Source organism: Shinella yambaruensis (assembly GCF_022899355.1).
GTDB classification, from domain to species: domain Bacteria; phylum Pseudomonadota; class Alphaproteobacteria; order Rhizobiales; family Rhizobiaceae; genus Shinella; species Shinella yambaruensis.
The window spans coordinates 28,594-51,788 of the sequence record NZ_JALJCK010000016.1 but is presented as its reverse complement, the minus strand read 5'-3'; the positions used below and the strand labels follow the sequence as shown (position 1 = coordinate 51,788).

General features: G+C 65.4%; 21 protein-coding genes. 16 read left to right on the top strand and 5 right to left on the bottom strand.

Translation table 11 applies throughout. The features are described 5' to 3' along the window. The first annotated feature begins 301 nt into the window (after positions 1-301). Positions 302-679: a DUF4112 domain-containing protein gene (locus MUU56_RS28340; RefSeq protein ID WP_244770710.1), complete on the top strand. Its 378-nt coding sequence runs from the start codon at positions 302-304 to the stop codon at positions 677-679. Positions 680-806: 127 nt separating this feature from the next. Here MUU56_RS28340 and dctP read toward each other — a convergent pair whose 3' ends face one another. Next, complete coding sequence (gene dctP, locus MUU56_RS28335; RefSeq protein WP_244770629.1) at positions 807-1,907, bottom strand: TRAP transporter substrate-binding protein DctP; 1,101 nt, start codon at positions 1,905-1,907, stop codon at positions 807-809. 148 nt (positions 1,908-2,055) lie between these two features. On the opposite strand from dctP, the gene MUU56_RS28330 reads away from it, so the two are divergent. After that, positions 2,056-2,691: a TetR/AcrR family transcriptional regulator gene (locus tag MUU56_RS28330; RefSeq protein ID WP_244770628.1), complete on the top strand. Its 636-nt coding sequence runs from the start codon at positions 2,056-2,058 to the stop codon at positions 2,689-2,691. Positions 2,692-3,273: 582 nt separating this feature from the next. Then, a complete protein-coding gene (locus MUU56_RS28325; protein ID WP_244770627.1) occupies positions 3,274-4,143 on the top strand; it encodes a bile acid:sodium symporter family protein in 870 nt (289 codons plus the stop codon). A gap of 238 nt (positions 4,144-4,381) precedes the next feature. Here the strand turns inward: MUU56_RS28325 and MUU56_RS28320 are convergent, their stop codons facing one another. Next, complete coding sequence (locus MUU56_RS28320) at positions 4,382-4,501, bottom strand: membrane dipeptidase (RefSeq protein WP_398433023.1); 120 nt, start codon at positions 4,499-4,501, stop codon at positions 4,382-4,384. Positions 4,502-4,657: 156 nt separating this feature from the next. On the opposite strand from MUU56_RS28320, the gene MUU56_RS28315 reads away from it, so the two are divergent. The 6 genes from MUU56_RS28315 (at position 4,658) to MUU56_RS28290 (ending at position 11,139) form a co-directional block, all read left to right on the top strand. Further along, the gene (locus MUU56_RS28315; RefSeq protein WP_244770626.1) at positions 4,658-5,668 is read left to right on the top strand and encodes a LacI family DNA-binding transcriptional regulator; all 1,011 of its coding nucleotides are present in this window, start codon (positions 4,658-4,660) and stop codon (positions 5,666-5,668) included. Between the two features lie 31 nt (positions 5,669-5,699). Continuing rightward, positions 5,700-6,977, top strand: a complete 1,278-nt coding sequence (locus MUU56_RS28310; protein ID WP_244770625.1) for an ABC transporter substrate-binding protein — start codon at positions 5,700-5,702, stop codon at positions 6,975-6,977. A gap of 123 nt (positions 6,978-7,100) precedes the next feature. Further along, positions 7,101-7,952, top strand: coding sequence for a carbohydrate ABC transporter permease (locus MUU56_RS28305; RefSeq protein WP_244770624.1), 852 nt, complete (start codon positions 7,101-7,103; stop codon positions 7,950-7,952). Further along, positions 7,949-8,782, top strand: a complete 834-nt coding sequence (locus MUU56_RS28300; RefSeq protein WP_244770623.1) for a carbohydrate ABC transporter permease — start codon at positions 7,949-7,951, stop codon at positions 8,780-8,782. Before MUU56_RS28305 ends, MUU56_RS28300 begins: the two co-directional genes overlap by 4 nt. A 12-nt stretch (positions 8,783-8,794) precedes the next feature. Beyond that, complete coding sequence (locus MUU56_RS28295) at positions 8,795-9,853, top strand: ABC transporter ATP-binding protein (protein ID WP_244770622.1); 1,059 nt, start codon at positions 8,795-8,797, stop codon at positions 9,851-9,853. Positions 9,854-9,876: 23 nt separating this feature from the next. Then, positions 9,877-11,139 (top strand): MGH1-like glycoside hydrolase domain-containing protein, encoded by a 1,263-nt coding sequence (locus MUU56_RS28290; RefSeq protein ID WP_244770621.1) that lies wholly within the window; start codon positions 9,877-9,879, stop codon positions 11,137-11,139. On the opposite strand, the gene MUU56_RS28285 is transcribed toward MUU56_RS28290, so the two are convergent. Next, complete coding sequence (locus MUU56_RS28285; RefSeq protein ID WP_244770620.1) at positions 11,109-12,092, bottom strand: LysR family transcriptional regulator; 984 nt, start codon at positions 12,090-12,092, stop codon at positions 11,109-11,111. The two genes, MUU56_RS28290 and MUU56_RS28285, sit on opposite strands and share 31 nt — an antisense overlap. 174 nt (positions 12,093-12,266) lie before the next feature. Here MUU56_RS28285 and MUU56_RS28280 point away from each other — a divergent pair, with 174 nt between their 5' ends. The 7 genes from MUU56_RS28280 (at position 12,267) to mmsB (ending at position 19,520) form a co-directional block, all read left to right on the top strand. Then, on the top strand, positions 12,267-13,472 hold the full coding sequence (locus MUU56_RS28280; protein ID WP_244770619.1) for an ABC transporter substrate-binding protein: 1,206 nt from the start codon (positions 12,267-12,269) through the stop codon (positions 13,470-13,472). Between the two features lie 18 nt (positions 13,473-13,490). Then, positions 13,491-14,273, top strand: coding sequence for an ABC transporter ATP-binding protein (locus MUU56_RS28275; protein WP_244770618.1), 783 nt, complete (start codon positions 13,491-13,493; stop codon positions 14,271-14,273). A 1-nt stretch (position 14,274) separates the two neighbouring features. Next, positions 14,275-14,976: an ABC transporter ATP-binding protein gene (locus tag MUU56_RS28270; RefSeq protein ID WP_244770617.1), complete on the top strand. Its 702-nt coding sequence runs from the start codon at positions 14,275-14,277 to the stop codon at positions 14,974-14,976. 4 nt (positions 14,977-14,980) lie between these two features. Further along, positions 14,981-15,868, top strand: coding sequence for a branched-chain amino acid ABC transporter permease (locus tag MUU56_RS28265; protein ID WP_244770616.1), 888 nt, complete (start codon positions 14,981-14,983; stop codon positions 15,866-15,868). Between the two features lies 1 nt (position 15,869). Further along, complete coding sequence (locus tag MUU56_RS28260) at positions 15,870-16,874, top strand: branched-chain amino acid ABC transporter permease (RefSeq protein WP_244770615.1); 1,005 nt, start codon at positions 15,870-15,872, stop codon at positions 16,872-16,874. A 99-nt stretch (positions 16,875-16,973) separates the two neighbouring features. Continuing rightward, a complete protein-coding gene (locus MUU56_RS28255) occupies positions 16,974-18,569 on the top strand; it encodes a GMC family oxidoreductase (protein WP_244770614.1) in 1,596 nt (531 codons plus the stop codon). Between the two features lie 63 nt (positions 18,570-18,632). Next, positions 18,633-19,520: a 3-hydroxyisobutyrate dehydrogenase gene (gene mmsB, locus MUU56_RS28250; RefSeq protein WP_244770613.1), complete on the top strand. Its 888-nt coding sequence runs from the start codon at positions 18,633-18,635 to the stop codon at positions 19,518-19,520. 23 nt (positions 19,521-19,543) lie between these two features. On the opposite strand, the gene MUU56_RS28245 is transcribed toward mmsB, so the two are convergent. Both MUU56_RS28245 and MUU56_RS28240 read right to left on the bottom strand, forming a co-directional pair. After that, a complete protein-coding gene (locus tag MUU56_RS28245; RefSeq protein WP_244770612.1) occupies positions 19,544-21,964 on the bottom strand; it encodes a GcvT family protein in 2,421 nt (806 codons plus the stop codon). A gap of 222 nt (positions 21,965-22,186) precedes the next feature. Next, on the bottom strand, positions 22,187-23,074 hold the full coding sequence (locus tag MUU56_RS28240) for a LysR substrate-binding domain-containing protein (RefSeq protein WP_244770611.1): 888 nt from the start codon (positions 23,072-23,074) through the stop codon (positions 22,187-22,189). Between the last annotated feature and the right edge of the window lie 121 nt (positions 23,075-23,195).

Here is a 23,195-nt window from a genome sequence, read left to right as displayed (position 1 = left end):
GTTCACCGATATCCGGATGCCGGGCGACCGCAACGGCTTTGACCGCGCGCAGGAGGTCGCCGAACGATGGCCGTCTCCGGAGCAGCTTCCCGAGCGAGCGTCTTCATCCGGAAACCGTTCCTTTCCGATGGCGAAAGCCAGGGATGCTGAAGCGGAAGGAGGCGTAGTCTGCAAAGCCATCCACAGGTCGGTGCGATCTCCGGAATTCATGGCGGTGATGTGCCTCGTGCCGGCTCATGCCATTGCGATCAGCTGGAAACGGCGGGCTGGCAGGACTACCTACACAGAGTACAGGTGGGCGATGAACAAACATAATCTACCGATCGAACGACTGGCACGCCTCCGGAGGATGCGCGGCTTGGCACGGCTGATGGATACGGCGCTGCGCATTCCCGGCACGCGGGTCTCGCTTGGGGCGGATTCAGTCCTGGGCCTGATCCCCGGCATCGGTGATTTTGCCGCCGCCGCCGTCAGCCTCGTCATCGTCAATGAAGCGCGTCGTCTCGGCGTCCCGAATGACAAGCTCGTCAGGATGCTGTTCAATGTCGGGTTCGACACGGTTGCGGGAAGCGTGCCGGTGCTTGGCGACGTCTTCGACGTCTATTTCAAGTCCAACCATCGTAATCTTCAACTGGTGCTGGACCACTTCGGGCTCGATCATGCCGACCTCGATCGCTAGCTCCACTTCCGCGGCATGGCGGTTGTCATCATCTCATCGCCTATTGCTTCGCCGCGGTGGTTGACGCGAACTCCCGCTCAGGGCAGGGCTATGACGTCCTTGGGAGGTTTTCGGCTCCGGCGAGCGCTCACCCGACAAAATCGTCCATAACTGACGTGACCTTCCCGACAACGACGTCGGCGTCCGCAACGCCCTGTCCCTTTTGTTCTCCTGCCCAAGCGGCCTGCACCTCCTTGTACCGGGTGGCTGCCTGGAACTGCCGCACCTCCGCAGGTTCAAGGATCCGTACGGTCGCACCGGCCTTCCTCAGGTCCTCCAGCTGCGCGTCGAAGCTCTTGTCCATGGCAGCACCCAGTGTCTGGTAGGAGCTTCTGGCGGCACGACGGATGGCGTTCCTGTCTTCCTGCGCAAGGCTGTTCCAGACATCCTTGTTCATGGACAGGATGTAGACATGGCCTAACCACAAATCCCTTGAAACCAGCACATGTGGTGCTGTTTCGTGAACTTTCAGCATGTAGCCGCTGTCGACGTTCACCATGAGGCCATCCAGTTCCTTCGCCTTCAAGGCGGCGGGGATTTCCGGTCCCCAGTGCATGGTCACGGGCGTAGCCCCGGCGTTCTTGAGGAAATCCAGATGCCAGAAGCTGGCGGATCGCCACTTGCCACCCTGCAGGTCTTCCAGGCCGGCCATGGGCGCGTTGCGGAAAAACGCCACCGGATATCCCGTGCCGAAATAGATCTGGACGATGTTGTTCTTGTCCAGCTCCGCCGGGAAGGCGGGGACCTCCGCATAGACGCGCTCGAAGAAATCGATCTGCCGGCCGCCGACCGGACCAGTGATGAAACTCTTGAATATCTGGTGCAGCGGCAGCTGCCTTGCGGTGTATTCCGGCACGACGGTGCCGATGTCGGTGGTTCCATCGGTCACGGCGCCGAGTGCGTCATAGGCTGCGGCGATCTCGCCGTTCCAGTGATCCTCGATCTTGAGGCGTCCGTTCGATTCCGCCTCGATCGCCGGAAACACGACGTCCTTGAGGAAACGGGTTCGCATTCCGCCGAGCGGCTCATGATCGCTGAACTTGAGGACACGGGGCGCGTGGGCCATCGCCTTGGAAGCCATCATCGACAGCGCGGGCGCGGATGTGACGGCGGCTGCACCGGCCGCGGACACCAGGAACCGCCTGCGGGTCATCCGGGGTCCACTCCAACCTTTGATATCATCGATCATCTCGTTGTCCTTTGCTTGCCGCGACCTGAAACCGAGCTTTGCACGCCATCGCTGGAGGCTGTCGTTGCCCGTCGCTCCGGACGCCGCGCTTGACCAGCAGGTGATGTCGTCAATATAACTGAACAATCCTTCACTTCGGTATTCGCATTTGGAAAGCGCCGTTCCTCAACGACTCAAGCCACGAAAACCGCCTGTCCAGGCGCGCGCTGGCGCGACTATCGAAGCCATTCACGAGGCTGCTATTCAGGTTTTGCTCTCGGAGGGTCTGGCACGGCTGACGACGACACGGGTGGCAGAGCGCGCCGGGGTTTCGGTCGGCACGCTCTACCAGTATTTCCCGAACAAGGATGCGCTGCTCTATGCGATCCTGCTGCGCCATTTCGAGGACATGGCCGAGGCGATCGAGCGCGTCAGCGCCGACGGGGCCAAACGACCACTTTCCGATCTCGCCGACGGCATCGCCGATGCCTATGTCTCCGTGAAGATCGCGCGTCCCGATGCGACGACCGCTCTTTACCGGGTCGCCGGCGCGATAGATCAGTTCCGATTGTCCGCAGGTGTCTACAAGCGGCTGGAAACGGCTGTCGTAAGGGGGCTCGAAAACGCCTCCGATGCAAGATACGGCGATTTCGGGCGGGTCGCCTTCACGCTTCTGTCAGCCCTTGCCGGGCTCTCTCGCGGAAGCTTCGGCGCCCTGGCTTCAGGGCCCGAGGTGCTCAGCAGATTTCGCGAGGAGGCCCGCCTTTTGTCGAGGGCTTACCTCCGGGCAGCCGCGGACGATTGACGAGCAAGTACAAGCAGCAAGATGATCCCGATGGCCGTGATCGGCCATGGCAAGGCTGATCCCATCTTTCCTCAAAATCGCTGGACGCCTGCGATGAAGGAAACCGCCACCGACATTCTCCTTGACGACGTGGCCGAAGGCCTGTTCCCACGCCCGTGCAGCAATGCCACCTGCGGGAGGCTGGAGCCCCCGCGCCGGGCGTCTGCTATTGGGCTTGTCACGCGGCGCCTGCAAAAATATGAATTCATCATATTTGGGGCAGGCTTTCATGAGCGCAATGGCGGTAAAGGAAACCCGGGTCTCGGCCGCACCTCCAATCGCTCGTTCCGGTCCTTTTCTCCATCGGCGCGGCGGCCGGCGCCTTCACCGTCTCGGCGGGCATCGGCCTTGTGCTCGTGCACGGCCGGGCGCGGCCGGAGCGCACGCTGCTCGGTGGCCTTGCCGTCACCATGATGGCGACGGGCTGGGCTTCGGCGTGCCGGCCGGGATGCGCGACACAGGCCGGTTGCATTCCGGGGGCCGATGGATCAAAGCTAGGCGACCGGGCGGGACCGTAACGCCTCTGTTGGAAAGAGCAGTCGCATGGAACAGTCCGTCCTCATCGACATCGGCCTGCCGGTTGCCGTCTTCATCATCATGACGGGCATCGGCATGACGCTCGCCCCCGTTGATTTCCACCGCGTGGCCATGCGGCCGAAGGCCCTGATCTGGGGCATCGCGGCCGCACTCCTGCTTCTTCCGCTGGTGGGTCTGTCGCTTGCCGTGCTCATGGGCCTGCCGCCGGAAATCGCGGTCGGTCTCGTTATCGTTGCCGCTTGCCCGATCGGAACCACGTCCAGCCTGTTTTCCTACCTCGCGCGGGGGGACTTGGCGTTGTCGATCGCGTTGAGCGCCGTCGGCAGCCTGGTCGCGATTGCGACGCTGCCGCTTTTCGCCAATTTCGCGATCGAGCGCCTGAGTGACGGCGATGCCCGCATCTACCTTCCGGTGCTGCGCACGATCGGGGTGATGATCACGATCATCCTGTTTCCCGTGATCGTCGGCATGGGGATCCGGCACAAGGCGCCTGCTCTCGCCGTCCGCGCGGAAAAGCTGGTCGGCGCCTTTGGCCTGGTGGTGCTGGTGGCACTGATCGTCGGAATCGGTATTTCGGTGTATGAGCGATGGCTGGAGATCCTCGTCAATGCGGGGCCGGCGGTCATCGCCCTGGTTTTCTGCGCGATCGCCCTCGGTTTGCTGGGTTCACGGGTGCTTGGCCTGTCTGCCGCCGAGGCCGTCACGGTGACCCTTTCGATCAGCATTCGAAACGCGGCGATCGGCATGGTTCTCGCAATCACCATGATGCACTCGCCGGAAGTGGCCGTACCGCCGGCATTGTTCGGCCTTTTGATGTATGCGACCGGCTTCGGCCTCGTTGCCTATGGTCGCATGACCATCAAGGCTCAAGCCTGAGGCGTCGTGGCGCTGTTCGGCAAGATTTTCCTTCACGAGCATCTCGGGGCAGCCAGCACGGACCCCGGCCGTGTGAGGCGACCTCGCGCAGGCCGACGCTGATCGAGTTTTCGTGCACCGTGTGGCGTTGGAACGGCCTGTCGGCGAAAGCCGCAGGGCGGTGCCGAAGAACGAGGCCTGGCCGTAGCCCAGATAGGGCACCTTGATCCGGTTCTGCGCGGCATGCGCGAGAACGTCATCATGGTCGCAGGTCGGCAGCGTCCTTCATGTCGTCCGAAATGACCGTGCCGTCGAAATCCGAGCCCGGCGCCACAGGGTCGACCCCGATGCACTCGACGATGTAGTCGACATGCCGCATCAGCCCCGCATCGTGCAGAAGGTAGAGGAGGACGGCGCCGACCGTCTCCTTCGATATGGAAGACCGCGGCGAAGCGCACCGCCAATTCCCCAAAACGTTTTGGGCTTGACGTCCAAAACGTTTTGGGGAATCAAATAGGCCCTCGGGAGGAATGGCATGTCCAACATCAAGCAACTTGCGAAGGCTCTCGGCCTGTCGATCACAACGGTTTCGCGGGCCCTGGACGGCTATCCCGATGTATCCGCCGCCACGCGGGAGCGCGTGCGCCTGGCCGCCGAGAAGGCCGGATACCACCCGAACGCCTGGGCGCGCCGGCTGCGCAAGCAGCGGGCCGAGCTGGTCGCCGTTCCGCTGCCGAGCGATCCCGGCCATATCGGCCCGCCGCACTTCCTGGACATGCTGACGGGCTGCGCCGAGCACCTGGCCAATGCGGGCCTCAACCTGGTGATCGCCCCGGTCCCGCGTGGCGAAAGCGAACTGGAACTCTGCCAGCGCTTCGTCGATGGCCGCCGCGTCGACGCCATGCTTCTCGTGCGAACCAGGCGGCAGGACGAGCGCGTCGAATTCCTGCAGTCGCGGGGTATTCCCTTCGTGACCAACGGTCGGACGGAATCGCCCGTGCCCCATCCCTTCATCGATGGCGACGGCTTTGCCGGCTTTCACCGGGCAACGATGCGCTTCCACGCCGCCGGCCATCGCCGCATCGGCCATATCGCCGGGCCGCAGGAATACTATTTCGCCCATGTCCGGCGCTGCGGCTGGCAGGCGGCCATGGAGGAGCTCGGCCTTGACGCCGATCTTTGCGCCGAGGGCGTGCCGATAGAACAGGGCGGCTACCGGGCGGCGCTCGAATTGCTCGGCCGGCCCGATCGGCCGACCGCGCTCGTCTGCGCGACGGACGAGATGGCGATCGGCGCGCTCCGGGCGCTGCGCGAAGTGGGGGGCGGCGCGGCGGTCGACGTCGTCGCGCACGACGATCTGCCGATGGGCGCGTTCACCAGTCCGCCGCTGTCGACCATGCGCATGACGGGGGAGAATCTCGGCGCGAACTTCGCCTCGCTCCTGCTGCGCGCCATTGCCGGCGAGCCGGCGGAAACCCTGCAGGAGCTGCATGGCATCGAATTCGTCGATCGCGAGAGCCATCGCCGCAGCGCGCTGACGCGCTGAGCGCACTTACATCGTTGATAAGGAGGAGAACATGAAACGATTGCTGTCATTTGGAATCCTGGCCACGACCGTTGCGGCGCTCGCTTCGCCGTCGCTCGCCCAGACGGTCTTTCTCTCCACGCAGCTCCGCCCGATCGAGGAGGCGACGGTCGTCCGCGAGGAGATCCTCAAGGGGCTTGACGCCCCGGTCGATTACATCGTCGAGGAGCCGCCGCAATTTGCCGTGCGCATGGAAGCCGAGCGCCAGGCCGGCAAACACACGATCAGCCTCGTCGGCGCGCTTCACGGCGAGCTGTCGCCCATCGCCGACAAGGACGCGCTGGAGCCGCTCGACACGCTGGCCGCTAAACTGGCCGAAGCCGGCATGCCGCAGTCCTTCCTCGACCTCGGCAAGCTCGGCAAGTCCAGCCAGCAGTACATTCCCTGGCTGCAGGCGACCTATGTGATGGCCGCCCACAAGGATGCGCTGAAATACCTGCCGGAAGGCGCCGATGTGAAGGCGCTGACCTACGACCAGCTCATCGCCTGGGGCAAGGCGATGCAGGAGGCGACGGGCCAGCCGCAGATCGGTTTCCCGGCCGGTCCGAAGGGGCTGATGGCGCGGTATTTCGAGGGCTATTTCTATCCGTCCTTCACGGGAGGGGTGGTGCGGACCTTCCGCAATGCCGATGCGGTCGCCGGCTGGGAGACGTTCAAGGAGCTCTGGTCGGTCGTGACGCCGAACTCCACCAACTACGACTTCATGCAGGAGCCGCTCGCCGCGGGCGAGGTGATGGTTGCATGGGATCACGTCGCGCGCCTCAAGAATGCGATCTCCGCCGCGCCCGACGACTATGTCGTCTTCCCGGCGCCGGCCGGCTCGAAGGGGCGGGGATACATGCCGGTCATCGCCGGCCTTGCGATCCCCAAGGGCGCACCGGATGTGGCCGGAGCGACCGCCGTCATCGAGCATCTGACGAAACCGGATACGCAGCTCCTGACCGCCACGCATGTCGGCTTCTTCCCGACCCTCAATATCGACCTGCCGACGGATCTCGATCCGGGCGTCGCGCTTCTGGCCGGCGCGGTCAAGGCGACGCAGTCGGCCGAGGATGCGGTCATCTCGCTGCTTCCCGTCGGCCTCGGCGACAAGGGCGGCGAGTTCAACAAGGTCTACATGGACAGCTTCCAGCGCATCGTCCTGCAGAACGAGCCTATCGCCGATGTCCTGAAATCCCAGGGCGACGTGCTTGCCAAGCTGATGGCTGACACCGGTGCGGCCTGCTGGGCGCCGGATGCCGCAAGCGATGGTGCCTGCCCGGTGGAATAAGCCTCCCAAGGCAACCGCGGCCGGGCCTTCGTGCCCGGCCGCATCCCAGGCGTCCTGCCGGGGCGGAGGGCCAGAGGCCGCCTCCGCTCGCGGTGCGCTGCATGTCCTGCGAGGCAAGAGCCCATGACCAATGATCGCCCCTGGCTACCCTATGCCCTGATACTGCCATCCGTCGCCTTTCTCGCCCTGCTCTTCGTGGTGCCGCTGGTGCAGACCGTGTGGCTCGCGCTGTCGGAAAACGGCGCGCCGTCGCTTGCCAATATCCGCACGATGGCGGGCGACATCAATTTCGCCCGGTCCGTGCAGAACACGTTCCTGCTGGCGCTCGCCGTCATCCCCGTGCAGATCGCCATCGCCCTTGCCATGGGCACGCTGGTCTCGAAGATCGGCGCGGGGCGCGAGACGATCCTGTGGATCTGGACTATTCCGCTCGGCATCTCCGATCTTGCGGCCGGCATGGTCTGGCTCGCGATCCTGCAGAACACCGGCTATCTCAACTCGCTGCTCTTCGGCCTCGGGCTGATCGAGCGGCAGACCGCCTGGCTCACCTACCAGACGCCGGTGGCGCTCTTCATCGGCATCGCGATCGCCGAGATCTGGCGCGGCACGGCGATCGTCATGGTCATCATCGTCGCCGGCCTCAACCAGGTGCCGAAGGAGTTCCGCGAGGCGGCCGAGGTCTTCGGCGCCGGCCCGTGGACGCGCTTCTGGCGCATCACCCTGCCGCTCATCCGCCCGGCGCTGCAATCGGCGCTCATCCTGCGCACGGTTCTCGCCTTCGAGGTCTTCGCCGTCGTCTACGCGCTCGGCGGGCGCAATTTCCCGGTCCTCGTCGGCGAGGCCTATGCCTGGCAGAACCAGAACCAGAACTATGGCGTGGCCGCTGCCTATGCGGTGCTCATCATGGTCATCTCGCTTGCCGCCACCCTCGTCTATCTCAAGATCGTCAAGGTCGATCCGGAGCGCCTGCCATGAGCACAGCCATGAAGACTGCGGGATTTTCCTCCTCGCGCCGGCTCCTTCTGTGGAGCGGCATCGTCGCGCTCTGCGCCTGGGTCATCGTTCCCATCTATCTGGTGGCGATCGGCGCGCTCGGCGGGCGCACGGGCGTCTACCAATGGCCGAAGACCGGCCTGCCCACCGGCCTGTCGATCGAGCCTTTCCTTCTGTTCTTGAAGACCGAGGGCGTCGTCCAGAGCTTCCTCAACTCGCTCGGCGCGGCCGGCATCACCGTGACGCTGTCGATCCTGCTCGGCGCGCCCGCCGGCTATGCGCTCGCCCGCTACACCTTCCCCGGCAAGGACGGCTATCGGCTGCTCGTTCTCCTCACCCGCGCCTTTCCGCTCGCGATCCTCGCTTTGCCGCTTACCGTCTCCTTCATCCGGCTCGGGCTCTACGACACGATCGTCGGCGTCGGTCTCATCCACACGGTGCTGGCGCTGCCCTTCGCCGCCCTCGTCACGCAGGGCATCTTCCTCGGCGTGCCGCGGGAACTGGAGGAAGCCGCCTGGGTGTTCGGCTGCACGCGCATCCAGGCCTTCTTCAAGGTGGTGGTGCCGCTGGCACTGCCCGGCATCGTCGCCACGGCCGTCTTCGCCTTCGTCATCTCGTGGAACGAGGTGTTCGCGGCGTCCGTTCTGACGGTGCGCAACCGCACCCTGACGGCCTACCTGCTGACGGTCCTGTCGGAAAGCCCGATGCACTACCGCTTCGCGGGCGGCCTCCTTCTCATCCTCCCCTCGGTCATCTTCATCTTCGCGGTCAGGCGCTACCTGTTCGCGATCTGGGGCATTTCCTCGAAATAACGGGACCAAGCCATGGCCAATATTGTCATAGACCGCATCCGCAAGGCCTTCGGCGCCTTCGAGGCCCTGAAAGAGGTCTCGCTGACGATCAACGACGGCGAGTTCGTCTCCCTGCTCGGCCCTTCGGGCTGCGGCAAGACCACGCTCTTGCGCATCATCGCCGGGCTCGAAACCGCGACCGCCGGCGATATCCGCATCGGCGACCGCTCGATCATCGGCCTGCCGCCGAAGGAGCGCGGCCTTGCGATGGTCTTCCAGAACTACGCCGTCTTCCCGCACATGACCGTCTACGAAAACGTCGCCTTCGGCCTGCGCATGCAGAAGGCCGACGAGGCACGCGTGAAGAAGCAGGTGGAGAAGGCGGCCGGCCTTCTCCACATCGAGCCCTATCTCGACCGCTATCCGAACAAGCTTTCGGGCGGCCAGCGCCAGCGCGTGGCCGTCGCCCGGGCGCTGGCCGTCGAGCCGAAGGTGCTGCTGATGGACGAGCCGCTCTCCAACCTCGACGCCCTTCTGCGCCTGGAGATGCGCACCGAGCTCAAGACGGTGCTGCAGGCGGCCGGCACCACGACGATCTACGTGACGCACGACCAGACGGAGGCCATGGGTCTTTCCGACCGCATCGCGGTGATGCACGGCGGCGTGGTCGAGCAGGTGGGTGATCCGGTGGAGATCTACAACCATCCCGCCACGCGCTTCGTCGGCGGCTTCATCGGCAATCCGCCGATGAACTTCATCACCGTGCCGGTGGAGCGCGGCCATGTGGCCGCGGGCGCGGAACAATTGTCCGTGCCGCAAGGCGCCGGCGACAGCGTGGTGCTCGGCCTTCGCGGCGAGGCCGTGGCGCTTGTGCCGCGCGAGGCCGGATTGGAGATGCAGGTCAGGGTGGCGGAGCCGATGGGCTCGCATCTCCTCCTGACAGGCTCGATCCAGGGGCAGCCCGCCCGCGTCGTCCTGCCGCCGTCCGAAGCGGTCCGGAGCGGCGACGTGATCGGCCTCAGGCCCGACCGGAACCGCATCACCTGGCTTTCCCCGGAAAGCGGCAAGTCCTACCCGCCGTCGGCGGCATGAACACAGAAACATCAGAGCAGACCATGACAGACCATATCCAAGAAGCCAGACGCATCCTGGCCGTGAACGACCGCGGCGGCTATACGGTCCCCACCGACCGTCTCTATCCTTTCCAGTGGAACTGGGATTCGGCCTTCGTCGCGATGGGCTTTGCCCTCTACGACGTCGACCGGGCCTATCGCGAGCTGGAGCGCCTTGCCGAAGGCCAGTGGGCCGACGGCATGATCCCGCACATCGTCTTCCACCAGCCGAGCGACACCTATTTTCCCGGTCCCTCCGTCTGGCGCACGAAGCACGGCATTCCGACGTCGGGGATAACCCAGCCGCCGGTCTTCGCCATTGCCCTTCGCCAGGTGCACGACGCCGCGGACGAGGGGGCAAGGGAGCGCACGCTTGCGCTCTATCTTGCCGCACTCAAATGGCATCGCTGGTGGTATGCCGCCCGCGACCCGGAGGGAACCGGCCTCGTCGCGCTGCTGCATCCCTGGGAAAGCGGCAGCGACAACTCGCCGGCCTGGGACGCGGCGATGGCGCGCGTACCGACTACCACCACGACGCCCGTGGTGCGCAAGGACATCGGCCATGTGCATGCGGACATGCGGCCGCGCGACGAGGACTATCGCCGCTTCATCCATCTGGTGGATACCTATGCCGACTGCGACTGGAACCCGGCGGAGCAGTGGGTGAGGGCGCCGTTCAAGGTTGCCGAAATCCAGACGACGGCCATCCTCCTGAAGGCGGGCGAGGATCTGGAGCATCTCGCCCGCCTGTTCGGCAGGACGGAAGAGGCGGAAGAGATCGCAGCCTTCAACGCCCTCAGCCGCAAGGCCATCCTCGGCCAGTGGCGCCCGGCGCTGTCCCGCTTCGTCTCGCGCGACCTCGTATCCGGCGCGGACATCGAGGCGGCGACGCAGGCGGGCTTCCTCCCGCTTCTCGCGCTCGACCTGGAAGCCGCGATGGCGTCGGCCGCCGTCGCGGAGATGCGGCGCTGGTCGGCCGGCCTGAAGGTTGCATTCCCGACGACGAAGCCCGGCCTTGCCGCCTATGAGCCGAAGCGCTACTGGCGCGGCCCTGCCTGGGGCATCATCAACTGGCTGCTGATCGAGGGGTTGCGCCGCAATGGCGAAGGCGCCTTCGCCGAGGAGCTGCGAGGCTCGACGCTCTCGGCAATCGAACGCGAAGGCTTTGCCGAGTACTTCGATCCGGAAACCGGCGAGGGCTGCGGCGGCCTCGGCTTCTCGTGGACCGCGGCTGCCTATCTGTGGCTCAAGAGGGGCGGGCGATAGGGCTCGTCGGCGGGGCTTGCGTTCGGAACGTCCGTCGAGGCCTCGGCCCGCCGGTCGCGGACGAAGAGGGGGGCATTGGTGCGCACCATGCCGCCGAGATACCCGATGACACTGCGGATGCGCGGCACGTCGCGCATGTCGCGGTGGCAGAGCAACCAGTAGCTGCGCCGCAGGTCCACGGTCTGCGGCAGCACGATTTCGAGTTCGGGATAGCGCGCGGCGATAAAATGCGGCAGCACGCAGAGGCCGAGGCCGTTGCGCGTCGCCGTCAGCTGGGCGAAGATGCTCGAGCTTTGGAAAGCCGCCTTGATCCCGCGATGAACGTCTCCGAGATAGTCCAGTCCCGGAGCGAAGATCATGTCCTCGATATAGCCGATGAAGGGATGGGCCAGCAGGTCGTCCCGCGTCGAGATGGGCGGCTTCGCGGCCAGGTAAGATCGGGCCCCGTAAACATGCAGGCTGTAGTCCAGGATCTTCTCGGCGAAATAGGGACCGGCCTTCGGCGGATCGAGCGTGACGGCGACGTCGGCCTCCTTGCGCGAGAGCGACATGATCTGCTGGATCGTCACCAGTTCCAGCGAGACCGCCGGACATTGCCGCACGAAGGCCGGCAGGTGCTCGGCGAAGAAGAAGTTGGAAAAGCCTTCGGGCGCGCTCAGACGGACGACGCCGCGCTGCGACGTCGCGCCGGAGGAGATGTCGGCCTGGAGCCGCTCCGTCTCGCCCTCGATGCGCTCGGCCGTCTCGACGAAGCGCTGCCCCATCTGCGTGAGGATGTAGCCGCGCGCATTGCGCTCGAAGAGCTTGACCTTGAGGGTGAATTCCAGCCGGTCGATGCGGCGCGAGACCGTGGCATGGCTCGTGCGGAGCTGGCGTGCCGCCGCGGAAAGGTGTCCGGTCCGCGCCACCGCGAGGAAGAACTGCAGGTCGTCCCAGGTAAACTGCGGATGCACGCGCGTGGCTCCATCTGTTCAAAAATGAACAGGCTTTGTTCGCAAATAGCCAGCCATCCGCCCTTGTGTCAACGCCGAAATTCCGGAAACTGCAAGGCGAGCCAGACGCTTTGAGGAGAGTGTCCGGACATTTTTGAACAGATTGCACTTTCGTATTCTCTGGGAGGAGAAATCATGCGTACCAGATTGATTGCATCCATGGCCGTACTGCTCGCAAGCTCCACGGCGGCCTATGCCGACGCGTCCGACGGCGTGGTGAAGATCGGCATCCTGAACGACCAGTCCGGCGTCTATGCCAATTTCGGCGGCAAGTATTCCTACGAGGCGGCCAAGATGGCGGTCGAGGATTACGGCGGCAAGGTGCTTGGTGCGTCCGTCGAGGTCATCACCGCCGACCACCAGAACAAGCCGGACATCGCTTCGAACATCGCGCGCCAGTGGTACGACACCGAGCAGGTGGACGCGATCATGGAGCTGACGACGTCCTCCGTCGCGCTCGCCGTCCAGGCGATCTCCAAGGAAAAGAAGAAGATCGACATCGTCACCGGCGCGGCCACGACCGAACTGACGGGCGCCCAGTGCAGCCCCTACGGCTTCCATTGGGCCTATGACACCTATTCGCTCGCCGTCGGCACGGGCGGCGCGCTCGTGAAGGAAGGCGGCGATACCTGGTTCTTCCTGACCGCGGACTATGCCTTCGGCTATTCGCTCGAGGAAAACACCGCCAACTTCGTCAAGGCGAACGGCGGCACGGTCTCGGGGGCGGTGCGCCATCCGCTGGCGACCACGGACTATTCATCCTTCCTGCTGCAGGCGCAATCATCGGGCGCCAAGGTTATCGGCCTTGCCAATGCCGGCCTCGACACGTCCAACTCGATCAAGCAGGCAGCGGAATTCGGCATCGTCGCCGGCGGCCAGCGGCTCGCCGCGCTGCTCTTCACGCTCGCAGAGGTGCACGGCCTCGGCCTCGAAGCGGCCCAGGGTCTGACGCTGACGGAAGGCTTCTACTGGAACCGCACGCCCGAGGCGGCCGAGTTCGGCAAGCGTTTCTTCGACCGGACCGGCGCGATGCCGAACATGGTGCATGCCGGCACCTATTCCGCCGTCCTGCAATATCTGAAAGCGATCGAGAAGGCCGGGACCGACGAGACGGAAGCCGTCGCCAAGGCGCTGCATGAAATGCCGGTCAACGACATCTTCGCCGAAAACGGCAAGGTCGGCGCCAATGGCCGCATGATCCACGACATGTACCTCATGGAAGTGAAGAAGCCCGGCGAGAGCGACGTGGCGTGGGACTACTACAAGGTGCTGGCGACCATTCCGGGCGACGAGGCCTTCATCGATCCGGCCAAGAGCGGCTGCCCGCTGGTCTCGCAGTAAGCGGCGGCCGGTTTGGTGATGACGCTCGCCGTACCACAAAGCAAGGAGGAGCCGCGGGTGGTGCTGTCCGCCCGCGGCCTCGGCATGCGCTTCGGCGACTTCAACGCCGTGAGCAACGTGGACCTCGACGTGCACCATGCGCGCGTCCATGCCCTCATCGGGCCGAACGGCGCGGGCAAGACGACGGTCTTCAACCTCCTGACCAAGTTCCTGACCCCGACCAGCGGCACGATCACCCTGCTCGGGACCGACATAACGGGCATGGCGCCGGACCGCGTCGCCCGCATGGGCCTGGTGCGGTCGTTCCAGATCTCCGCGGTCTTCCCGCACCTTTCCGTGCTCGACAATGTGCGCGTCGCCCTGCAGCGGCCGAACGGGCTCGCCACGCAGTTCTGGCGGCCGCTGTCGGCGCTCGACCGGCTGAACGAACGCGCCGACCAGCTCATTTCCGCCGTCGGCCTCTCGGAGGCACGCAATGTCATGGCGGCGGACCTTTCCTATGGGCGCAAGCGCGTGCTGGAGATCGCGACCACGCTGGCGCTCGATCCGAAGGTCCTGCTGCTCGACGAGCCGATGGCCGGCATGGGCGGGGAGGACGTCGCCGTCGTGGCGGGCATCATCCGCAATGTCGCGCGCGATCGCGCCGTGCTGATGGTGGAGCATAACCTGAAGGTCGTCGCCGACATCTGCGACCATGTGACCGTCCTCCAGCGCGGGGAGATCCTCGCGGAGGGCGACTATCGGACGGTGAGCGAGGACCCGCGGGTGCGCGTCGCCTATATGGGCACGGAGGAGGCCTGACATGGGAGCGCTTCTTCAGGTCGGCAACCTGCATGCCTGGTATGGCGAAAGCCACGTCCTGCACGGCGTCGACATGTCGGTCGGCGAGGGCGAGATGATCACCATCCTCGGCCGCAACGGCGTCGGCAAGACGACGACGCTGAGAACGATCATGGGCATCATCCGCCAGCGCCGCGGTGAGATCCGCTTCGCCGGCCGCGACATGCTGTCGGTGCCGCTTCACCGCACCGCCCATGCCGGCATCGGTTTCGTGCCGGAGGAGCGCGGCATCTTCGCGAGCCTCACCGTCGAGGAAAACCTGCTGCTGCCGCCGGTCGTGGCGGATGGCGGCATGGCGCTCGACGAGATCTACGAGCTCTTCCCGAACCTCCTGGAACGCCGGACGAGCCCTGGAACGAAACTGTCCGGCGGCGAGCAGCAGATGCTGGCCATGGCGCGCATCCTGCGCACCGGCGTCCGTCTCCTGATCCTCGACGAACCGACGGAGGGCCTCGCGCCGGTGATCGTGCAGCGCATCGGCGAGGTGCTGAGGAAGCTCAAGGCGCGCGGCATGACCATCCTGCTCGTCGAGCAGAACTTCCGCTTCGCAAGCAAGATCGCCGACCGCTTCTATCTGATGGACCATGGCCGGATGGTGGCGGATTTCCCGGTTTCGGAACTGCCGGACCGCATGACCATGCTCCACAAAGTCCTCGGAGTCTGACGCCATGACGACGATCTTCGGTATTCCCCTGCAGGCATTCCTCGGCCAGTTGCTGATCGGGCTGATCAACGGCTCGTTCTATGCCCTCCTGAGCCTCGGCCTCGCCGTCATCTTCGGCCTCCTGCGGGTGATCAACTTCGCGCATGGCGCGCAATACATGCTGGGCGCTTTCGTCGCCCTGCTGCTCCTGCAATATCTCGGGGTCAACTATTGGCTGGCGCTGCTGATCGCGCCGCTCGTCGTCGGCCTGTTCGGGGCGCTGATCGAGCGCACGATGCTGAGCCGCCTCTACGACCTCGACCCGCTCTACGGCCTGCTCTTCACCTTCGGCCTGGCGCTGACGATCGAAGGCACGTTCCGCTATCTCTACGGCGCGGCCGGCCAGCCCTATTCGGTGCCGCCGTCGCTTGCCGGCGGCACCAATCTCGGCTTCATGTTCCTGCCAAACTATCGCGGCTGGGTCGTCGTCGTCTCGCTCGTCGCCTGCCTCGGAACCTGGCTCCTGATCGAGAAGACCAAGCTCGGCTCCTACCTTCGTGCGGCGACCGAGAACACCGTGCTCGTGCAGGCCTTCGGCATCAACGTGCCGCTGCTCCTGACCCTCACCTACGGCCTCGGCGCCGCGCTCGCCGCCTTCGCCGGCGTGCTCGCCGCGCCGATCTACCAGGTCTCGCCGCTGATGGGCACGAACCTCATCATCGTGGTCTTCGCAGTGGTCGTCGTGGGCGGCATGGGCTCGATCCTCGGTGCGATCGTCACGGGCTACATGCTCGGGATCGCCGAAGGCCTCACCAAGGTCTTCTATCCCGAGGCCTCGAACATCGTGATCTTCGTCATCATGGCCATCGTGCTCCTGCTTCGGCCGGCTGGTCTCTTCGGGAAGGATGCGTGACATGGCGGACATGGCTGAAACGACCGAAACCGGCGGGCGGACGGAGGCGCACAGCGCCATGGCGTCTTCGATCCGGCTCGGTTTCCTCCTGGTGGGGCTTGCCGCGCTCGCCGTCGCGCCCGCCTTCCTCTACCCCGTGTTCCTGATGAAGCTCCTGTGCTTCGCCCTCTTTGCCTGCGCCTTCAACCTGCTGATCGGTTATACGGGCCTGCTCTCCTTCGGGCATGCGGCCTTCTTCGGCGGCGCGGCCTATTTCACCGCGCATGCGGTCAAGGAGTGGCACTGGACGCCGGAACTGGGCGTGCTGTTCGGCGTTTTCGGCGCGGCCGTGCTCGGCCTCGTCATCGGCTTCTTCGCCATCCGCCGGCAGGGCATCTATTTCGCGATGATCACGCTGGCGCTCTCGCAGATGTTCTATTTCTTCTGCCTGCAGGCGGAGTTCACCAAGGGCGAGGACGGCATCCAGGGCGTGCCGCGCGGCCATCTCTTCGGCCTGGTCGACCTCTCGGTCTCCACCAACATGTACTATTTCACGCTCGCCGTCTTCGTGATCGGGCTGCTTATCATCTGGCGCTTCGTCAACTCGCCCTTCGGCATGATCCTGAAATCGATCCGCGAGAACGAGCAACGCGCCGTCTCGCTCGGCTACTCGGTGCAGTACTACAAGCTCGGCGCCTTCGTCATGTCGGCGGCGCTTGCCGGGCTTGCCGGCGGGGTCAAGGCGCTGGTCTTCCAGTTCGCGACGCTGACCGACGTCACCTGGCAGATGTCCGGCGAGGTGATCCTGATGACGCTGCTCGGCGGCATCGGCACGCTCATCGGCCCCGTCTTCGGCGCCGGGCTGGTCGTGACCTTGCAGAACTACCTCGCCACGTCCGACTTCCCCGTAACGATCGTGACGGGCGTGGTCTTCATGGCGTGCGTGCTGCTCTTCCGCCGCGGCGTCGTCGGCGAGTTCTATGCCTCCCGCCTCGGGCGGCGGCTGGGCTTCGAGCACAGGCGGTAGGGAACCGGGGCCGGCCGCCGGCCCCGCTTGCGACAATCAGGATCATGGCGACCTGCTGCTCCCCATCGAGCGCGGGAACGATGGACGACGGAGGCTGGAATGGAGGAATACGACTATATCATCGTCGGCGCGGGAAGCGCGGGAAGCGTGCTGGCGAACCGCCTTTCGGCGGACGGCGCCAATCGCGTCCTGCTGCTGGAAGCCGGCGGCAGCGACAACTATCACTGGATCCATATTCCGGTCGGCTATCTCTATTGCATCAACAATCCGCGTACCGACTGGTGTTTTCGCACCGAGCCGGAAGAGGGGCTGAACGGCCGCGCCCTCAACTATCCGCGCGGGAAGGTGCTCGGCGGCTGCTCCTCGATCAACGGCATGATCTACATGCGCGGCCAGGCGCGCGACTACGACCTCTGGCGCCAGGCGGGCTGTGACGGCTGGGGCTGGGAGGACGTGCTGCCCTATTTCCGCAAATCGGAAGACCACTATGGCGGCGCTGACGAGATGCACGGGGTCGGCGGCGAATGGCGGGTCGAGACGTCGCGCGTGCGCTGGGCTGTGCTCGACGCCTTCCGCAAGGCCGCGGAAGAAGCCGGCATCCCGCCGACGGCGGATTTCAACCGCGGCGACAATGAGGGCTCCGCCTATTTCGACGTCAACCAGCGATCGGGCATTCGCTGGAACACGGCGAAGGCGTTCCTGAAACCCGCCAGAGGCCGCAGCAACCTGACGATCCTCACCAAGGCGCAGGCAAGCCGGCTGGTGATCGAGAACGGGGAAGTCACGGGCGTTGAGTTCCAGCGCGACGGGGTCTCCCGAAACGTCAGGGCGCGGCGGGAAACCATCCTCAGCGCCGGGGCGATCGGCTCGCCGCATATCCTCGAGCTTTCCGGCGTCGGGCGGGGCGAGGTACTGCAGCAGGCGGGCGTGCCGGTGATTGCCGAGGTGCGAGGGGTCGGTGAAAACCTGCAGGATCATCTGCAGCTTCGCCTGGTCTACAAGGTGACGGGCGTGCCGACGCTGAACGAGAAGGCGAGCAGCCTGGTCGGCAAGGCGTCGATCGGCCTGGAATATGCGCTGCGCCGGTCCGGCCCGATGTCCATGGCGCCGAGCCAGCTCGGCATCTTCACCCGTTCCGGCCCGGACAGGGAGACGCCGGACCTGCAATATCACGTGCAGCCCGTCTCGCTCGACAGGTTCGGCGATCCCGTGCACCGTTTCCCGGCCATGACGGCAAGCGTGTGCAACCTGCGGCCGGAAAGCCGCGGCTCGGTCCATCTCAACGGCCCTGATTTTTCCATGCAGCCGCAGATCCGCCCGAACTATCTCTCGACGGAGGGCGACCGGGACATTGCCGTCCGCGCGATCCGCCTGACGCGCGAGATCGTCGCCAAGCCGGCCTTCGCGCGCTTCCGGCCCGAGGAATACAAGCCCGGCCCGTCCTACGAGACCGACGCGGAGCTGAAACGGGCTGCCGGCGACATCGGCACCACCATCTTCCATCCCGTCGGCACGCTGCGGATGGGCGGCGACGCCGAGAGCGTCGTCGATCCGCGGCTGCGGCTGCGCGCGCTCGGCCGCCTGCGTGTCGCCGATGCCTCGATCATGCCGCGGATCACCTCCGGCAATACCAATTCGCCAACCATCATGATCGCCGAAAAGGCGGCGGACATGATCCTTGCCGACAACCGGTAGGGAGCGCGGTTGACGCTTATCTTGCGGGCAACGAACCGCTTTTGCGGATGAAGTGAGGAAGACATGACGAAGATCGCATTTGTTGGCCTCGGCAATATGGGTGGCCCGATGGCGGCCAATCTGGTGAAGGCCGGCCATGCCGTCGCCGGCTTCGACCTTTCCGAGGCATCCCGGGCGGCGGCGGCCGCGGCCGGCATTTCGGTGGCCGCGACGCTTGCCGATGCCGTTGCCGATGCCGAATGCGTCGTCACCATGCTGCCGAAGGGCGCGCATGTCCTGTCCGTCTGGGGCGAGCTTTGCGGGCTCGTGAAGGATCGCACGCTGATGATCGACAGTTCGACCATCGACGTGGAGAGCGCCCGCAAGGCGCATGCGCTCGCCACCGGACGCGGCTGCCCGTCCCTCGACGCCCCGGTCTCCGGCGGCACGGGCGGTGCGGCGGCGGCCACGCTCACCTTCATGGCCGGCGGAGAGGATGCCGCTTTCGGGCAGGCCGAGCCCATCCTCGCCGCCATGGGCCGCAGGATCGTGCATTGCGGCGGCGCCGGTGCCGGGCAGGCCGCGAAGATCTGCAACAACATGATCCTCGGCATCTCGATGATCGGCGTCTGCGAGGCCTTTGCCCTGGGCGAGAGGCTCGGGCTCTCGCACCAGGCCCTTTTCGACGTGGCGTCCACCTCCTCCGGGCAGTGCTGGTCGCTCACGAGCTATTGCCCCGTGCCGGGACCCGTTCCCGGCTCGCCCGCCAACAACAGCTACAAGCCGGGCTTTGCGGCGTCGCTGATGCTGAAGGACCTGATGCTCGCGCAGGAGGCCGCCCTTTCGACCGGCGCGGCGACACCGCTCGGCGGTCTGGCGGCGCAGCTCTACGGGCTTTTCGAGAAGCGGGGCCAGGGTGGCCGCGACTTCTCGGCGGTCATCGAGATGCTGCGCGGGCTGGAGGAGGTCTGACCGCCTTGCGGCGGCAGGGTCGGCTACATGCGAAGCCGCGTTCCTTCCGCATCGAACGGCGGTTGCTGCAGAATGACGGCGTCATGCGGGCGGCCCAAAATGGCGACGCTCACCTTGTCGCCCGGCTTCGCCAGGTCGGCATTGATGTAGCAAAGGGCGAGCGACATGCCGACGGTGTAGCCGTAAGCGCCCGAAGAAACCTGGCCGGCCGGGGTTCCATCGGGAAGGAAGATCGGCTCGCCGCCGGTGGCGTCCGCCTCTTCCGCTTCGATCGAGACGATCGAGAGCCTTTGCCTTGCGGGTTCCGCCGCGATTTTCACGTAGGCGTCCTTGTTGAGAAAGGCGCCCTTGTCGATCTTTATCAGACGGTCGAGGCCGCTTTCCTGCGGCCTGTATTCGGGTGAATATTCGCGGCTCCAGCTGCCGTAGCCCTTTTCGATGCGCAGCGAGGTGAGCGCGCGTGCGCCGACGGGGCCTGCACCCAGGTCCCTGCCGGCCTCCAGCAGCGCGTCGTAGAGCGCCACCTGCTCATCGGCGCCGCAGTAGAGCTCCCAGCCGAGATCGCCGGTGAAGGAGACGCGCAGCGCGACGACATCGATGCCGGCGACGCTCATCCTGCGGGAGCGCATGAAGGGGAAGCTGCCGTTGGAAAGATCCTCGTTCGTCAGGCGCATCAGCAGCTCGCGCGATTTCGGCCCGGCGACGTTGAAGGCGCAGAGGCGTTCCGTCATCGATGTGAAGCTGGTGTCCTCGGGAAGCGGAACCGCCTTGAAGAAGCGCTGGTGATAGCGTTCCGCCATGCCGGAGCCGAAGACCATGAATTCGTCCCCGGCGAGCTTCGTCACGGTGAAATCGCCCGCGATGCCGCCGCGCTTGCCGATGAGCGGCGTCAGGCAGGAGCGGCCGACCTCCGTCGGCATGCGATTGGCGAAGAGCGCATTCAGCCAGTCCGCGGCGCCGGGCCCCTTCACCGCATATTTGGCGAAGTTGGAGATGTCGATGATGCCGGCATTCTCGCGCAGCATGCGCGCCTCGCGGCCGACCGGTGCCCACCAGTTCTGGCGGGTGAAGCCGGCCGTCTCTTCCTTCGGCTCGCCCTCGGCGGAGAACCAGAGGGGGTGCTCCCAGCCGAAGTTGAGGCCGAAGACGGCGCCCATCGCCTTCTGCTTCTCGTAGGCCGGACGACTGCGGACGGGACGCCCGGCCGCGCGCTCCTCGTTCGGGAAATGGATCTTGAAGCGATGGCTGTACTGGTCCTGCACGCGCGCCTTCGTGAAGGCCTTGCCCGCCCAATGGCCGAAGCGGGCCATGTCCCAGCCGAACATGTCGAGCGACGGCTCGCCCTCGATCATCCATTCCGCCGCGAGCCTGCCCATGCCGCCGGACTGCGAGAAACCGGGGATGATGCCGTTGCAGCAGAAGTAGTTCGCCAGCTCCGGCACGGGGCCGAAGAGGACTGCGCTGTCCGGCGACCAGATCATCGGCCCGTTGATCACGCGCTTGACACCCGCCGTTCCGACGACCGGCACACGGTCGATGGCACGCAGCATGTTCTCCTCGATGCGTTCGAGGTCGTCGGGGAAGAGCTCGTGGCCGAAGCCGGGCGGCGTGCCGTCCTCCGCCCAGAACCGCATGTCGCGCTCGTAGGCGCCGATCAGCAGGCCGAGTCCCTCCTGCCGGAGGTAATATTCGCCGTCGCGGTCGGCGACGGAGGGAAGCCGCCGGTCGAGCGCGGCGATCTCCGGGATGGTCTCGGTCACGAAATACTGGTGTTCGGTCGGCATCAGCGGAAGTTCCAGCCCGGCCATGGCGGCCACTTCGCGGCCCCACAGCCCGGCGGCGTTGACGACCCATCGGGTGCGGATGTCGCCCTTTGGCGTGCGCACGATCCAGCTGCCGTCCGGCTGCGCCTCGGTGCCCGTGACAGGCGTGAAGCGGTGGATTTCCGCACCCCGCTGCCGCGCGCCCGCCGCATAGGCCATCGTCACCCCGGACGGATCGACGTTTCCGCCTTCCGGCTCGTACATGATGCAGCGGATGCCGTCGAAGTCGACGAGCGGGTGCAGGCGCTCCGCCTCGTCGCGGCCGATCTCGTAGAAGTTCATCTTGTAGCGGCGCGCCTTGGCCTCCTGCAGCCTCAGCTGGTGCTCGCGCGCCTCGGTCTGCGCGAGGTAGAGGGAACCGGGCTGGAAGATCCCGCAGCCCTGCCCGGTCTCCACCTCCAGCTCCTTGTAGAGCGCCATCGTATAGTGCTGGAGCAGGCTGATATTGGTGGAGTCGTGCAGGCCATGGATATTGGCCGCCGCATGCCAGGTCGAGCCCGACGTCAGTTCGCTGCGCTCCAGAAGCACGACGTCGGACCAGCCGAGCTTGGTGAGATGGTAGAGAATGGAACAACCGATGAGACCGCCGCCGATGACGACCGCTTGAGCGTGGGAGCGCATAGAATTCCAGCCTTGAACTGATGACCTCTGCACCGGCGAACCTGTGCCGGCAGGCCCAGTCTAGGGGCGGGCGGTTGCTTCCAAAAGGCGGCGAGAGCGGGAAATCGGCCGCTTTTGACCTCGGATGGACAAATAAAACGAGGTCATTGATCCCGCAATTTTCGCTTGTTGCCGGATGGGGCTCGGCTAGTCTGAAGTCGGCCTTTTGCGGCACCGGGCCTGTCAGCCGATCACCGTCTGCGCTTCGGCGACGATCCAGTCGCGTACCTTCGCGACGGTCGTTCCTTTCGATGCCTGCCCTTCTGCGAGGTAGTAGTTCCACGCGCTCCTGGCGCGGGTCTGGAAAGGCTCGACGAGCAGGCCGCGGTCGACATAGATGCGGGCGAGCGACCAGGTGGTCACGATGCAGCCGGCGCCGCTTGCCGCCATTTCGAGCGCGATATTGGTGGAGTTGGTGGAAAGCCGCTTGTCGTTCGCGGAGGCGTCGATGCCGAGCGCATCGGCCATGTCCTGCCAGAATTCCTGTCGTCCATGCACGGCGATCCAGTTGGATGTCAGGACGTCTTGCGGCGTCCTGATCGCATTCTGCCCGTGCACGAGCTGGGGCGCGCAGAGAAGCACGAGCCGGTCGTTCCAGAGCTGCCTGCCGTTTGCCGGCATATTGTCGAAGCGGCGGATGGAAATGAGGATATCGGCGATCTGTTCCGTCGAATCCTCCCAGATCGTGCCGTGCAGGAGGATCTCCACCTCGGGATGTTTCCGGCTGAAGCCGGCGACGCACTTCGCCAGCCAGTTTTCGGCAAGGCTGGTAGGGCAGGAAATGACGACCGTCTTGTTGCGGGCCGAGGCGAGCACGGCTTCCGTCGCGAAATCGATCTGGTTCAGCGCCTGGCGCAGCGTGGGAAGAAAGGCCTCCCCCATTTCCGTCAGCTTGAGGCTGCGCGGATAGCGGATGAAGAGCTGGCGGCCGAGATACTGTTCGAGCGCGCGCACATGATTGCTGATCGCCGCCTGCGTATAGCCCAGTTCGTTGGCCGCGTCCGTGAAACTCAGGTGCCGGGCGGAGCATTCGAAGGAACGGATATAGTTCAGTGGCGGCGGCGGCTTCATTGCGGATTCCCCTTTTTGCCCGAGGCTAATCCGGTCCCTTCGCGCTGCGCAAGTGCGGGATGCGCCATGACATCGTTTTTCTTGGCCATTGCCGCCGAACTTATCGTGTGAAGACCGGGTC